15 protein-coding genes are annotated in these 13,939 nt (G+C 40.5%); 12 read left to right on the forward strand and 3 right to left on the reverse strand.

Annotated elements, in window-relative coordinates:
- Positions 1-65 precede the first annotated feature (65 nt).
- The 8 genes from AUR67_RS14960 to queG all read left to right on the forward strand — a co-directional run bounded on the left by AUR67_RS14960 (position 66) and on the right by queG (position 8,147).
- Positions 66-914, forward strand: coding sequence for a DUF350 domain-containing protein (locus tag AUR67_RS14960; protein ID WP_058585883.1), 849 nt, complete (start codon positions 66-68; stop codon positions 912-914).
- A gap of 20 nt (positions 915-934) precedes the next feature.
- Positions 935-1,753 carry a hypothetical protein gene (locus AUR67_RS14965; protein ID WP_058585884.1) on the forward strand — a complete coding sequence of 273 codons (819 nt, stop codon included), beginning with the start codon at positions 935-937 and terminating at the stop codon, positions 1,751-1,753.
- Positions 1,743-3,269: a polyamine aminopropyltransferase gene (locus tag AUR67_RS14970; RefSeq protein ID WP_201024596.1), complete on the forward strand. Its 1,527-nt coding sequence runs from the start codon at positions 1,743-1,745 to the stop codon at positions 3,267-3,269. Before AUR67_RS14965 ends, AUR67_RS14970 begins: the two co-directional genes overlap by 11 nt.
- A gap of 87 nt (positions 3,270-3,356) precedes the next feature.
- On the forward strand, positions 3,357-4,223 hold the full coding sequence (locus AUR67_RS14975) for a DMT family transporter (protein ID WP_058585886.1): 867 nt from the start codon (positions 3,357-3,359) through the stop codon (positions 4,221-4,223).
- Positions 4,220-4,918 (forward strand): glycerophosphodiester phosphodiesterase, encoded by a 699-nt coding sequence (locus AUR67_RS14980; RefSeq protein WP_054561032.1) that lies wholly within the window; start codon positions 4,220-4,222, stop codon positions 4,916-4,918. Before AUR67_RS14975 ends, AUR67_RS14980 begins: the two co-directional genes overlap by 4 nt.
- Positions 4,919-5,002: 84 nt before the next feature.
- Positions 5,003-6,220: a methyl-accepting chemotaxis protein gene (locus tag AUR67_RS14985; protein WP_054561033.1), complete on the forward strand. Its 1,218-nt coding sequence runs from the start codon at positions 5,003-5,005 to the stop codon at positions 6,218-6,220.
- Between the two features lie 60 nt (positions 6,221-6,280).
- On the forward strand, positions 6,281-6,943 hold the full coding sequence (locus AUR67_RS14990; RefSeq protein ID WP_058585887.1) for a hypothetical protein: 663 nt from the start codon (positions 6,281-6,283) through the stop codon (positions 6,941-6,943).
- A gap of 70 nt (positions 6,944-7,013) precedes the next feature.
- Positions 7,014-8,147: a tRNA epoxyqueuosine(34) reductase QueG gene (gene queG, locus AUR67_RS14995; RefSeq protein WP_058585985.1), complete on the forward strand. Its 1,134-nt coding sequence runs from the start codon at positions 7,014-7,016 to the stop codon at positions 8,145-8,147.
- 20 nt (positions 8,148-8,167) lie between these two features.
- Here queG and AUR67_RS15000 read toward each other — a convergent pair whose 3' ends face one another.
- The 3 genes from AUR67_RS15000 to AUR67_RS15010 all read right to left on the reverse strand — a co-directional run bounded on the left by AUR67_RS15000 (position 8,168) and on the right by AUR67_RS15010 (position 11,899).
- Positions 8,168-9,295 carry a response regulator gene (locus tag AUR67_RS15000; RefSeq protein WP_058585888.1) on the reverse strand — a complete coding sequence of 376 codons (1,128 nt, stop codon included), beginning with the start codon at positions 9,293-9,295 and terminating at the stop codon, positions 8,168-8,170.
- A gap of 19 nt (positions 9,296-9,314) precedes the next feature.
- Complete coding sequence (locus AUR67_RS15005) at positions 9,315-11,264, reverse strand: ATP-binding protein (RefSeq protein WP_058585986.1); 1,950 nt, start codon at positions 11,262-11,264, stop codon at positions 9,315-9,317.
- A gap of 143 nt (positions 11,265-11,407) precedes the next feature.
- The gene (locus AUR67_RS15010) at positions 11,408-11,899 is read right to left on the reverse strand and encodes a GNAT family N-acetyltransferase (protein ID WP_054561035.1); all 492 of its coding nucleotides are present in this window, start codon (positions 11,897-11,899) and stop codon (positions 11,408-11,410) included.
- 75 nt (positions 11,900-11,974) lie between these two features.
- Between AUR67_RS15010 and AUR67_RS15015 the strand changes: the two genes are divergently transcribed.
- The 4 genes from AUR67_RS15015 (at position 11,975) to AUR67_RS15030 (ending at position 13,911) form a co-directional block, all read left to right on the forward strand.
- A complete protein-coding gene (locus AUR67_RS15015; RefSeq protein WP_058585889.1) occupies positions 11,975-12,550 on the forward strand; it encodes a glutathione peroxidase in 576 nt (191 codons plus the stop codon).
- A 72-nt stretch (positions 12,551-12,622) separates the two neighbouring features.
- Complete coding sequence (locus AUR67_RS15020) at positions 12,623-12,904, forward strand: peptidylprolyl isomerase (protein ID WP_054552716.1); 282 nt, start codon at positions 12,623-12,625, stop codon at positions 12,902-12,904.
- Between the two features lie 60 nt (positions 12,905-12,964).
- A complete protein-coding gene (locus AUR67_RS15025; protein WP_058585890.1) occupies positions 12,965-13,543 on the forward strand; it encodes a glutathione S-transferase family protein in 579 nt (192 codons plus the stop codon).
- 17 nt (positions 13,544-13,560) lie between these two features.
- A complete protein-coding gene (locus AUR67_RS15030) occupies positions 13,561-13,911 on the forward strand; it encodes a DUF2750 domain-containing protein (RefSeq protein WP_054552718.1) in 351 nt (116 codons plus the stop codon).
- The last annotated feature ends 28 nt before the right edge of the window (positions 13,912-13,939 follow it).

Genomic DNA, 13,939 nt, shown 5'->3' on the forward strand with positions numbered 1-13,939 from the left:
TATTCTTTGCAACAAACACTCTGTGTTAATATTTTCGGAAAATAACAACAAGCTAACATAATTATATGGATATTAACTTAACCCATTACCTCGCAACAATGGCCTACAACAGCGCCTATATTGGTCTGTTCATTGCGATCATAGCCGTTGCAAAACTGTCGTATAACTTAGCAACCCCTTATAACACCACCAGCCAATTAACAGATAATGCCAACAGTGCCTTAGGTTTATCTATTGGCGGCTACTTAGGGGCAATTACCATTATTTATGGCTTTGTTTTAGCTGGGCCTAGCCAAGGTTTGCTAAGCGACTTGATGAATGTATCACTGTACAGTGTATTAGGTATGGTGCTGCTCACTTGCTCACGTATTTTAAATGACAAATTACTGCTGCGTTTGTTCTGCAACCAAGAGCAATTAATTAACCAACAAAATGAGGCTGTGGGCTTAGTACAAGCAGCAAACTATATGGCCGCAGCACTGATCATTGGTGGCGCATTAACCGGTGAAGGCAGCTGGTTATCAGCCATAGTGTTTTATTTTTTAGGGCAACTAATGCTGATCATTTTTGCCAAAGGCTATGATCACCTCACTGCTTTTAATCTTCATGAACAGCTCGAAAAAGGCAACAAAGCCGTTGCACTTAGCTTTTCAGGCACTATGTTGGCGTTAGCTATTATCTTGTGTCATGCGCTCATTGGAGGCTTTCATACTTGGCAACAAAGCTTAAGCTTATTCTTTATTGACGCATTATTTGGCTTTTTAATTTTACCAATTGTGCGTTACCTCGTTGATAAAATTATCTTTAGCAAAATTTCGCTAGACCAAGCAATGCACGACAAAAACACCGCCGTTGCGGTTATTGAAAGCAGCATTGCAATCTGTGTTGCTGTTATCATCACTATCGCTATTTAAGCTTATTTATGGAGTAATGGATGAACATCTATAAGCTTTTTATTATTGCCGCTATCACATTTGTTGTTTGCTTAGTAATACGTGCAGATCTACAAGCGCCACTTATTAGTGGCCAATATGGCAACTTTAAAGACTACGACGGACAAGAAAAACCTTACCTATTTACTGTGCCAGAAGATGGCCAAATGATGCGCTTAGAAATTAAAGGCAGACTACCTTTAAACTCATGGAAAGCCATTGATATCGAAGTTTTTGACCCTGATGGTCACTATTTATTTAGTTACTCTGATGAACTTTGGGCTGAAACCGGACACGATTCAGATGGTAAATGGACTGAGTACCGTGATTATACTCATCACGATGTCCACTTCCCTAAGAAGGGGCAATATAGCGCCTACGTCAGTAGTACGTTTGGCCCAAATAAGCGTGCCGAACATTTTAGTTATACGTTTCGTATTATCCCAATCAAAGGTAACAGTAATTTTATGCTACCGCTGTTATGGATTTCTGGCTTCATCGGCGGTGTAGCGCTATTTGTAATACTGCATCGTTTAGAAGCTGAGCGTGAAGGCTCTGATATTACTTATAAACCAATCAATAAGTTAAACCCTGAGGCTATAAAAGCAATGGAATCGCGCATCTCAGTTTGGCCTATTGTGTTACTGTTTTTAGCACCCGTGCTTTTCTTTTCCTTCTTGGCATATAGCAAAGGTGACAAAGAGCAAGATTGGCAAGTTTACTCCTATCACCACCTCACGATAAGTGTTGATAAACAATTGCGTGAACAAAGTATTGGCAGTGCAGGTTTCCGTTCACGAGGCGGCCCAGGTGGTAAATAAATCAATTCGCGAAAGCCACATTTTACTGTTTAGTATTTTTGTTGCTGGCCTTTGCTCTATTATTTATGAGCTACTGATCGCAACTACCGGTGCCTACTTTTTGGGTGATAGCATCACCCAATTTTCTCTAACAATTGGCGTCTATATGGCGGCAATGGGAGTTGGCTCTTATTTTTCCCGCTTTGTGCCTGATAAGCCATTGCTGGTGTATTTTATTGGTTTTGAGCTTGCGCTTGCACTACTTGGCGGTTTGAGTGTGCCATTGCTGTATTTCTGTTATGCGTTTGGCTTACCACTGCAAGCAATTAGTATTTTACTCACCAGCTTAATTGGTATTTTGATTGGTTTAGAAATTCCGCTGTTAAGTCGCCTAATGGAAAAACATTATGCGCTAAAAGCAAACCTCGCCAACGTGTTATCTATTGACTACTTTGGCGCCCTGCTTGCGACTTTACTGTTTCCTTTTCTATTTTTACCTTGGCTTGGGGTTTTTAAAACAGCCTTAAGCTTTGGCTTAATGAATCTAAGTATTGCGCTGTTATTGCTGTGGTACTTTATCGACCATATCAGCCCAAATCGTCGAAAAGTGCTTAGACTCACATTAGTTTTAGTCTGCTCAGTATTAGTGCTTTGCTTATTTGCTAGTAAACAGCTCACCCACCTTTGGCAAAGCCAAATCTACGATGATCGTGTAGTACACTCGGAGCAAACGCCCTATCAGCAAATCGTACTGACTCGTCATAAAGATGATATTCGGCTTTATTTAAACGGTGGCTTACAGTTTTCATCGATTGATGAGTATCGCTATCACGAAGCGCTTATTCATCCCGCTATGGTGCGCCATGGTAATGCCAAACATATTCTAATTTTAGGCGGTGGCGATGGCTTAGCAGCTAGAGAGCTTTTGAAATACCCGCAAATAGAATCTATTACCCTAGTCGATTTAGATCCAGCAGTCGCTAAGCTTGCGCAAACTAATCACAACCTGACAACACTTAACAAGCACTCACTCAGTGACCCTAAAGTGACGGTTATTCATCAAGATGCTTATGTGTTTATTGAGCAAAACGAACAGCTGTTCGATATTATTTTTATTGATTTACCGGATCCAAAAGCAATCAACCTTGCACGGCTTTACAGTCAGCAGTTTTATCAACTAGTAAAAACACGATTACCAAATAACGGTATAGTAGTGACCCAGGCCACCAGCCCATTTTTTGCGAAGCAAGCATTTTGGTCTATCAATAACACACTTAGTGCAGCAGGCTTTGCGCACACCCTGCCTTATCATTTGAATGTGCCCTCTTTTGGCGAATGGGGCTTTGTTATGGCTTGCAACTTGATGTGCAATAACCAACAAGTATTGCCAGTTAAAACCCGCTTTTACCGCCCAGAAAATGACGCACAATTGTTTATTTTCACTCCAGATATTAGCGCTAACAATGAAAAAGTATCGACGCTTGATGAGCCTAATGTGCTGCACTATTACTTGCAGGGATGGAAATATTGGAACTAAACGAATGGATTAGCCCATTTGGGGAGTTTACAAAGTAAAGGATTACCGTTACAAAGAGAGTTAATAACAACAATAACAAGGTTTGTAATGCAGGCGCACAAACAGAGCCTTATATACTTACATATTGCAGTACTCCTATTTGGTGGTACTGCATTATTCGCAAAGCTAGTCAGCTTAAGTGCATTAGATATTACCGTTTACCGAACAGCAATTGCAGGCTGTGCCTTACTGATCTTACTTACAATTCAACACAAAGCGATTAAGCTTCACTCGCGTCGCGACTACCTTATAGCCTTGTTACTTGGCGTCACTGTTGGAATACATTGGCTCACCTACTTCGCAGGTATGCAACTAGCAGGTATTGCAGTCGGTATGATTGCCTTTTTTACTTACCCTGTTATCACGGTATTTTTAGAGCCTTTATTTCATGGCAGTAAACCACAGCTCAAAGATATTTTTAGCGCCTTGGTGGTGATGCTTGGTATTTATTTACTTATTCCTGATGCCAGCTTAGGCAATGATGTCACCCTAGGCATTGCTATTGGCATTTTGTCAGCGTTCTTTTTTGCGTTTCGAAATATCGTTCATAAACGATACTTTAGCCAATATGGCGGCCCACAAACCATGCTTTATCAAACTTGGATCGCCTGTATTATGCTGTGCGCCTTTGTCGAAGTACCGCCATTACAAGTTGATACAATAAATTGGCTGCTATTAATTACCGTAGGGGTTATTTTTACAGCAGCACCGCATTCACTGTTTGCAGCAAGCCTAAAAAACTTATCAGCTTCAACCGCTGGTTTGATATCGTGTTTGCAGCCTTTATACGGTACGTTTTTCGCTTTTTTAATTTTGCATGAGCAACCTTCAATTAGCACTCTTATTGGTGGCGCGCTGGTGATTAGTGCCGCTTTTTATGAAACATGGTCAGTGACTCGTAGGTATAAGCAATGATGAAAGTATTCGCTCACAGAGGTGCCAGTGGTACCTACCCAGAAAATACTCAAAGCGCCATTATCGCTGCTGTTGATTTAGCAGTAGATGGCATCGAAATTGATGTGCAAAGCTGCCTTGATGATTACATGATTATTCACGACACTTGGCTTGATCGTACAACCTCGGGTCGCGGTAAAGTAAACGCCTGCTCAAAAGAGCAAATTCAACAATACGATGCAGGCAATGGCGAGTGCGTGCCCACTTTACAACAGGCAATCGATTGGGTTGCTGATAAAACTTTACTTAATTTAGAGCTTAAACATACTTTTTCGTTAGATAAATTTGTTGAGCTGATTGAGTCAAATGTTAGCGCTGGGAAAATCTCTAGGGATAACCTGCTAGTCTCTTCATTCGATCACCACCAACTGATGTGGCTAAAGCAAAAATTGCCGTGGGTAAAAATTGGTGCACTTACCGCTTCTATCCCAATTAATTACAGCGAGTTTGCGCAAAAACTCCATGCCTATAGCATTCATGTAGATAAAAACTTTATAAACCATGAGTTTGTTGCTGACGCAAAACAACGCGGCCTTCAAGTTTATGCTTACACGGTCGATAAAGTGGAAGATATCGAATTAATGCTAGAGTATGGCGTAGATGGTATTTTTACTAATTTTCCGTGTCATACACAAATGACACTGCAGTCACTGTAACTCAACAAAACTAAGCTATACTGTTGAATTATGTGACATTGAATAATAAAAAATTACGCCAAAATGAATCAACACAACACCTTAATGAGTAGCTATATGCGCATTTACAATTTTATCGAACAAACTTTCTTTTACACTCTTACACGTAAAATTGTCGGTAATTTAGGTTTTGTGTTTGCGTTTCAAGCCATTACTTTGATCTGGCTTTATAGCAGCCTTTCAGAGCAACAAGCTGGCATGGGACTATTTTGGTTAATGACCTTTGTTATCATCGCGAGCTTCATTTTTACTATTTTCTATATGCGCTTTTTGATTGTGCGCCCAGTGCAAGCAATGCGCGATACACTTGAGCAAATCAACCGCCATGATGCCGATTTATCTGCCAAGCTACCGCATTTTACCTATGATGAGTTTCGTGATTTAAGTGAGCAGTACAATACCTTTACAGTTCATTTAGCAAACCTATTAGCCACCACTTACCAAAGCGCTCAAGCCAGTGCTGATAGTAGTTCAAAGATGACTCATTCAATGCAGCAAACCGCAGAAATGAGCCACCAGCAAATAAAATTCAGCCAAACCATTACTGATTCAAGCAACCAAATTACTTCAAGCCTTGAGAATATCTCAGCAAACACTGACAGCGTGCACCATGTTAATAGTGAACACTTAAACTTTGTTAAGCACTCAGCCACTGAGTTATCGGCATTAGTTAAAAAGGTCGCGATGATTAGCCAAATTTTGGGTAACTTCTCAGCAACAGTGTCTGGCCTTAAAGAAAACAGCGAGAACATTCGTGCCATTTTAAAAATGGTTGAAGAGTTTTCTGATCAAACCAATTTACTTGCTCTAAATGCTGCAATCGAAGCGGCACGTGCCGGTGAAGCAGGCCGAGGTTTTGCGGTGGTTGCCGATGAAGTTAGATCGCTATCGGTTAAAGTTAACGATGCAACTCGCCAGATCAGTGACTTTATTAATCAAATGAATAGCCTTGTTAGCGAAACCAATAAAGAGTCTGAGCAGTTAATTAGCCACTCGAGTGAAGCGGAAACTGCCATTAGCAACACCTCAACAGGCTTTAGCAATATGCTTGGTGAATTTGAGCAAAACCAACAACAACTACAACAAATTGTCAGTGCGGTGCATTTACTAGAGCAAACCCAAACCCAGACCCATCAAACGGTTGAGCAAATTGTGGCTTTGGGTGAGCAAGCTAAACAGCAAATTGATGAATCACTCGCTGATTGCCAACAATCACACAAACTGAGCCAACAAACCCAAGAGCAGTTAAAACGCTTTGTGTAAAAATTGGCTTAATTCACTTAGTTACAGTACTGTATAAGAAAACATCAAAAAGGAATTTAAATGAAAAATGTTTTCTTTGCAGTGCTCACGCTATGCACGCTTTTTATTACTTATAAAGTTGTTAACCTGCTCGAGGATAACACTACACACAATGTTACGGCTGTAAAAACAGCAGAAGAAACAGCATCCCTTGCTATTCAGTCATCAACACTTCAAACAAAAATAAACCCGCAATTATCTCAAGAGACTGACTCACTAAGTTCTGACGATGCTTTTACCGACACAGACACCTCCATAGATGCACTAAGCTCATTTGATGAACTCGTAGTAGACAAAGAAAAGGGTCAAAAAGTGTTTAATACACAGCCATTAAATGAAATGGGATTTGGGCAAATTCAAGATTATGTTTCTGAGTTAGCGAATGGCTTAACTGATGCAAACAAAGCGCAAATTAGAGAACTAGTTTACGATGAAACAATAAAATACCAAGAAAAACACTCAGACATTACTGTGTATGACATGCAGTGCTCAAATCAACTATGCGGCATTATTCTGCAAAGCGATAATACAGATACTATTAGCCAGAGCCTAGATGATTTAATCAGCAACAACACTGTGAGGCAAAACAGTAAAGGTGGATTATCGCGTGTTTATACTGAAAACAATGTCGAGTACGGCTTACTAATCGCTGTTATTACTGACGATGGAATTACCCTACAATAAGTGATTATTGTTCAGAGCCTACCTCAAACTATGTTAAAGTAGCCGCTTCTTGGCTACTTTTTTATTGACCGTGACAACACCCGCTATTGATTATGAACAACTCGCACTGCTAATAAAGCAATGGGGTAAAGACCTTGGCTTTGCAGAAGTCGGGATCACTGATATTGACCTAACGAAGCATGAAGCGCAGCTACAGCGCTGGTTAGATTTAGGCTATCACGGTGAGATGGAATACATGGCAGCCCATGGTTTGAAGCGAGCGCGCCCAGCAGAGCTGGTACCTGGCACGCAGCGAGTCATCTCAGTAAAAATGAACTACCTGCCGCCTGATGCAAGTTTTGCTAAAAACCTCAAACAGACTGATAAAGCGTACATTAGTCGCTATGCATTAGGTCGTGACTATCATAAGTTAATTCGCAACCGTCTGAAAAAGTTAGGCCAAAAAATAGAGCAGCAAATTGGCCAGCTCGGCTTTCGTCCCTTTGTTGACTCAGCCCCCGTGCTTGAAAGGCAACTGGCTGAAAAGGCAGGCTTAGGCTGGCGTGGAAAACATAGCTTATTAATCAATAAAGAAGCGGGCTCTTGGTTTTTCTTAGGTGAGCTGTTTGTTGATATACCGCTACCTATTGATGAAGAAAATAGCTTTGAAGGCTGTGGGAAATGCGTTGCCTGTATGACGCTGTGCCCAACCGGTGCGATTGTCGAGCCTTATGTAGTCGATGCCCGTAAATGTATCTCTTACCTTACGATTGAACTGCAAGGCGCGATTCCAGAAGAGTATCGCTCACTGTTAGGAAATCGCATTTATGGCTGTGATGACTGCCAATTAGTTTGCCCATGGAATCGCTATGGTCAGCTTACCGATGAAGCTGACTTTCATCCAAGAAAGCAACTTAAAGACCAAGACTTACTGACTTTATTTGCATGGGATGAAACTACCTTTCTTAAAAATACCGAAGGCAGCCCTATACGCCGCATTGGTCACGAACGTTGGTTAAGAAACCTCGCTGTCGGATTAGGTAACGCTGATTACAACGAGCAAATAATCGAGGCTTTAGAGCAAAGATTAACAACCGCTACAGCTTTGGTCGCTGAGCATATCGAGTGGGCGCTTGATCAGCAAAAAAATAAGCGCCAGTTAAAGCTTCGTAAAACGGCGCGCTTAATTCGCATTGTTGAAAAAGGCCTACCCAGAGATGCTTGATGACTAGTTCAAGCTGTATCCTATCGCGTTAATAATAGAGATAGGTCATTTTCAATTTCTTTAAAGGCCGCTTTAACCCCTTTTACTGACTCTTCACGTGCCACTGAGTTCTGAATGGTTTCGTCGACCTTTTGATAGATGAATACTTCTTGGTCTTCATCTAAGCCCATGGTCGGTATGCGACTTTCTAAGTCTTCTTGAAGCCGCTTAAATACAGCTTCGTTATTGATACGGTTTTCATTTAAAAGCTCAATCAAACCTGTAAATTTGCTGTGCACCTTACCTACAGCATCATTTAACTGTTGCTGTTGCTGAAGAAGCTCTTTCTTCGTGAGAATCGCTTTTAGCTGTTGCTCTGTAACACTGACTAAAAAACAGATATGGTCTCGAATTCGACCATGCTTATCGGGGTCTTGCCCAGGCATATTTAAGATAAGCAAACTAATCATTTCATAGTTTACTAAAATCCGATTTGAGAACTCATGCAATCGACCTTTGCTTTTCAGCATTTCAAACAGCTCAATCACAATCGGCGAGCACACACCCGACACAGAGAAATGTAATACTTCGTTATCTAACCTAAACTCCACATTACTTTGTAAATCAAATGCACCTAAACAGTTTAAAAAGGCTTTGCCGAGTTCATGTTCGTTATCTATTGAACCTATATGCTCAATATAATTAACAATTTGCCCCATTTCACTGCTGTTTGCCATGGCGTTAAATGCCGTTGACGTAGCATCTTCCACTTGCTGCTCTAGCGATTCCTTTTCAATTAGCACTTGATTTAAATGTTGTAACTTAAGCTTGAGCTCATTATGGCTAAATGGCTTAACTATGTAGTCTTCTGCTCCGACGGAGTACCCTTCCATGCGCTCTTCAACGGTGCCTCTAGCTGAGACAAACATCACAATAATTTTTTGCGTATTGGGGTTTTCTTTCAGCTTACGACAGACATCGTAACCACTCATTTGTGGCATGCTCACATCGAGTAAAATCACTTGAGGGTCGAACTCTTCAACGACTTCTAAGCATTCTGGGCCGCTATTAACCATTTTCAGCTCAAAATCGAGATCCTCAAGGATCTCTTCAATAATTTCTAAATTAAATGGTTCATCATCAACCGCTAAAATACGTTTCAAGGCCATGATTATCTCTTCCGTTTTATTAATTCATCGATATAGACTGTTGTTCATTTGCCAAGTGTTGCGGCAAGTCTATTTCTAAGGGCAGCCGTACCAAAATAGTGGCGCCCCCGTACTCATTGTTACTTGCCGAAATAGTGCCTTGATGTAAGGCTACAAATTCCCGACAAATAGCTAATCCAAGCCCAGTGCCTCCCGCACCACTGTTGGTTTTACTGCTTTGCTCAAACTTAGCAAAAATCTTTTCAAGCTCTTGTTCAGGGATCCCTATTCCGCGGTCAATAACAGCGATTTCGGCCATCTGCTCATTCACCGCTAAACTAATATCAATTTCGCTATTCGGCTCACTAAACTTCAGTGCATTACCGATCAAGTTACGCATAATTTGATTAATTTGTTCTTCGTCGCACTCAAGCACAATGCCTTGTTCAAAACCTATAGGCCGAATAGCAATACTTTTTTCGAGGGCTGTGCCCGACACATCATCAATGCTGGTTTTTATAACATTGCTTAAGTTATGCTTTTGCGGATTGAACGGGAATTTCCCGACATCGAGTTTTGATAGATCGAGTAAGTTATTTAGCAGCGATAATAATCGCTCACCACTTTGCTCAATTCTAGATAGATACTTGTTTAACTTGTCTTTACTTAAATCGTCATTAGCAACCTTATCAAGCCCAAAGCGAGCAAAGCTTAAAATAGAATGCATAGGTGTTCTAAGTTCATGAGACATGTTCGCTAAAAACTCAGATTTACTATGATTTGCCGCTTCTGCCACATTTTTAGCATGCTCTAACTGAGCAGTACGGGCTTTGACCTCTTCTTCAAGCAAATCTTTAGCTTCAACGAGTAAATCTTCTTTCTCTTTAAGATGCGTAACGTTCTTAAAGATCACCGCTAGCGCAATTTCTCCGTGGTGGTCGATTTCGTTAAACGAGCCAACTAAAGGCACCTCACTGCCATTTTTCTTGAGTAGTCGTAAGTCACAACTAAATTGTCGGTTTTTACTTAAAGTCGCAATCTTATCTTTGATGCGCTCAGTTGAAGCCACATCAAAAAACTCAAATACCGAGCAATTCTCAAACTCTTTCAGCGGTTTTTCAAAAAGCTGCTCACAGGCGTCGTTAGTTTCTATAACCTTACCACCACGCTCAAATAGAATAATGGCATCGGGTGTATGCTTAAAAATGACCCGTAGTAAGCTGTCTTTTTCTATGAGCGCATCAACTGTGTTTTGCAAACGCTCTACTAATTCAGTGTTATGACGCCTTAATAGCTCTGTTTGCCAAAGTTTGTGTACGGACTGCAATAAAGTATTATCATCAACCGGCTTAATAAGAACATCTTCCACCCCTTGGCGAATAGCTGCCACCATAGAGACTTGGTCTGGTTTAGAGGTATAAAGCAAACAGCGACTATTCGGCTGGCGTGTTTTGAGCTTATTAAAAAGCTCAAGCCCTGTGCCATCAGTAAAAGTAAAGTCACTAATGAGTAAATCAATGTCGTGGTCTTTAATAATATTAAGGGCTAATGAAGTGTTACCTGCACTGAAGGTTTTAATATGCGCCCCTTTGAGGTTTAGGGCAATTTGAGCTAAGCGCTCTTCGCAGTGATCTACAAGTAACACGGTAGGAAGTTGAAGAATATTATCGCTGTCGAGCTCAAGTACCCCTTCTAATAGTGAGCTGATCTCTTTATTTGCAAAGAAGGGGTAAATAACCACAGCATTAGGCAATAGACGGTTTACTTCACTAAAATGTTCTAGCAAATCACTACGTTGCGCTTTGGGCGCTAAAAGCATGAAGTGCTCTTGTGAGAACACTCCCATTAGCGTTTTAATAACAGTGGTTGGCACACCATGAGAAGCTGCAACAAGATCAAAATCTTGATCTAAAACAGCATCATCAACCAATGCAAAATGTAATAGCTCAACTCGACAGCCAATTAGCTCTAACAACACCTTAACCCGCATTGCTAAAACACTATTGCTATCAACAATTAAAATTCTTCGCACAGTAGACTAGACTCGCTTAATAATAAATACCTATTTTAGCGTAGCCTAAAATCGCAATGGGTCACAATTTGTACCGCATTTTTTATTAGCTTTTTAGATAATTAACTGTCTAAACGCTTACCTAAAATAGTAAGGCTATAGGCTTTATCATCCATGATCGCAATCTCGGGAAGCTCTCCCCAGACCTTGTAATCAAAGCGATTAAACAGTTTTATACTTGGTAGGTTATGACTAAAGATAAAAGCTAATAACACCTTGATATCAAGTGTTTTTGCATGCTGTTCTGAAAATGTAAGCAATTGTTTACCAAGTCCTTTCCCTTGAGCTTGCTGAGTGATGTAAATACTAATTTCAACGGTACCATCGTAGGCTGGTCGACCATAAAACGACTTATAACTCAGCCAAGCAAGCACTTTACCTTGTTGCTCAAAAACAAAGATAGGTCTTTTCTCTGTATGGCTATCAAACCAAGCTTGTTTGTCTGCAACCGACACCTCTTCAGTATCTGCGGTTACCATACGGCCAGGGATGGTCTCGTTATAAATAGCGACTATGTCAGTTAAATCGTTTTGTATTGCTTTGCGAATCGTCATAAATAGCTGAAATTAAATGATCACTTTGCTGCATATTAGCGTATATTCATCACAAATAACTAGCGGGAAATAACTATGTATAAATATGCTTTGTTACTTGCAGCAGGCCTAATAACAACTAACCTTGCAGCACAAACTACTGAGGCTACGCCAACTGCTAAAGCAAATAGCCAATGTGATGATTTTACCAATGTCACTATGAGAAAGTTACGCTCAAAAGAGTCAATTAACTTCTGCGAATTCAAAGACAAACCACTGCTCATTGTAAATACCGCAAGTAATTGTGGTTTTACTGGCCAGTTTGAAGGCTTAGAAGCCATTCATAAAGAATATAAAGACCAAGGCTTGGTCGTATTAGGGTTCCCATCAGATGACTTTTTCCAAGAAGAAGACGATGAAAAAGACACTGCAAAAGTATGTTTCATCAATTATGGCGTAACCTTTAATATGCTGGCTACCAGTGCCGTTCGCGGTAGCGATGCAAACCCGATATTCAAGCACCTAAACGAAGCAACCAGCTCACCTAACTGGAACTTTTACAAATATTTAGTGTCTGCTGACCGTAAGACAGTACAGCGCTTTAATAGTAAAACTAAGCCACAATCGCAAACTTTACGCGATGCAATTGAAGCTGAGCTGACTGCAAAATAAATTTAATTTTTCGTTCGGTAAATATTGAACTAAACTAGTAATTTAATACTAAAACACACATTAGGAGATGTTATGGCAGTAGCCAGTGCAAGACACATTCTCGTAGACAGTGAAGCTCACTGTTTAGATTTAAAACAGCAAATTGAGCAAGGAGCTGACTTTGCAGAGCTTGCTCGTGCTCACTCTAATTGCCCATCAGGTCAAGATGGCGGCGCATTAGGTGAGTTTGGCCCTGGCATGATGGTTCCAGAGTTCGACAAAGTCGTGTTCTCTGCACCAATTAACCAAGTTCAAGGCCCAGTGCAAACCCAGTTTGGTTATCATCTTCTAGAAGTAACAAGCCGTACTGACTAATTAACAAATTGATTTCAAAAAGCCGCTTCACAGCGGCTTTTTTTTGCAAAGGACACCATCATGCAATTACTAGGCTCTACTACCTCACCTTTTGTGCGCCGTATTCGGATTTGGGCGGCACTTAATAACCTACCTATTGATTTTGTTAATTTGGATATTTTCTCTGAGCAAGACAGACAAACCATGATAGCTCATAACCCTGCCAGAAAAATTCCTGTATTAATTGACCATGATTTTACCTTATGTGATTCCAACTCAATTATTCGCTATCTACTAGAGAAAGCTGATCAGCCGTTACTTAGCTGGCAGCAAGAGAACTACTTAACCATTATCAATGCCTGCAATGATTCACTGGTAGAAATTTTACTTTGTCAGCGTTCAGGGTTTGATACCAACAGCGACAAACTATTTTTTAATTTACAGAATGAACGAATTGTTGAAACATTAGCCTATTTAAATACTCATTTATCGGAGCCAGTATTTAAAAGCTGTGAATACCTCAACATCAGTTTATACTGCTTGCTAGATTGGATCCGCTTCCGCGAATTAACTGATTTTAGCCAACTAGAAAACTTAGTTGATTTTTATCATAAATTCGCCGATAAAGCGGCGGTACAACAAACAGATCCACGAATATAAAGATAAGGGTTACGCAAATGAGCGATATCGAAATTGAATCAGAATTAGTTAGCTTTGTAGAAAAAGTTCGATTGAACGAATCTATGTGGGCACTGGGTGCCGAAGATGGTGGTTTTGTTGTCTGTGAATCAAACCAATTTAGCGACACAGATGTGCTATTACTTTGGGGTACTGAAGACGCTGCAAAAGCACAATGTAAAGATGAGTGGCAAGACTATACCCCTGTTGAAATAGGCCTAGACGAATTTCTTGATGAGTGGGTTGAAGACCTTAACGAAGATGATGCGCTTGTTGGTTTAAACTGGAACGATGATCAAGTATGCGTTGAAATCGAGCCGGTTGGTTTAGCTAAAGCTCTTTGCGATTAATAGCAATCCTTAAGCTTATAACGACACG

This window comes from Pseudoalteromonas sp. XI10 (assembly GCF_001469895.1).
Taxonomy (GTDB): Bacteria; Pseudomonadota; Gammaproteobacteria; order Enterobacterales; family Alteromonadaceae; genus Pseudoalteromonas.

Coding starts and splice junctions, on each gene's coding strand:
- AUR67_RS14975 (WP_058585886.1), top strand. CDS start 3,357: ATGCAGGCGCACAAACAGAGCCTTATATACTTACATATTGCAGTACTC.
- AUR67_RS15025 (WP_058585890.1), top strand. CDS start 12,965: ATGCAATTACTAGGCTCTACTACCTCACCTTTTGTGCGCCGTATTCGG.
- AUR67_RS14985 (WP_054561033.1), top strand. CDS start 5,003: ATGAGTAGCTATATGCGCATTTACAATTTTATCGAACAAACTTTCTTT.
- AUR67_RS15030 (WP_054552718.1), top strand. CDS start 13,561: ATGAGCGATATCGAAATTGAATCAGAATTAGTTAGCTTTGTAGAAAAA.
- AUR67_RS14980 (WP_054561032.1), top strand. CDS start 4,220: ATGATGAAAGTATTCGCTCACAGAGGTGCCAGTGGTACCTACCCAGAA.
- AUR67_RS14965 (WP_058585884.1), top strand. CDS start 935: ATGAACATCTATAAGCTTTTTATTATTGCCGCTATCACATTTGTTGTT.
- AUR67_RS15005 (WP_058585986.1), bottom strand. CDS start 11,264: ATGCGGGTTAAGGTGTTGTTAGAGCTAATTGGCTGTCGAGTTGAGCTA.
- AUR67_RS15010 (WP_054561035.1), bottom strand. CDS start 11,899: ATGACGATTCGCAAAGCAATACAAAACGATTTAACTGACATAGTCGCT.
- AUR67_RS15000 (WP_058585888.1), bottom strand. CDS start 9,295: ATGGCCTTGAAACGTATTTTAGCGGTTGATGATGAACCATTTAATTTA.
- AUR67_RS15020 (WP_054552716.1), top strand. CDS start 12,623: ATGGCAGTAGCCAGTGCAAGACACATTCTCGTAGACAGTGAAGCTCAC.
- AUR67_RS14990 (WP_058585887.1), top strand. CDS start 6,281: ATGAAAAATGTTTTCTTTGCAGTGCTCACGCTATGCACGCTTTTTATT.
- AUR67_RS15015 (WP_058585889.1), top strand. CDS start 11,975: ATGTATAAATATGCTTTGTTACTTGCAGCAGGCCTAATAACAACTAAC.
- AUR67_RS14960 (WP_058585883.1), top strand. CDS start 66: ATGGATATTAACTTAACCCATTACCTCGCAACAATGGCCTACAACAGC.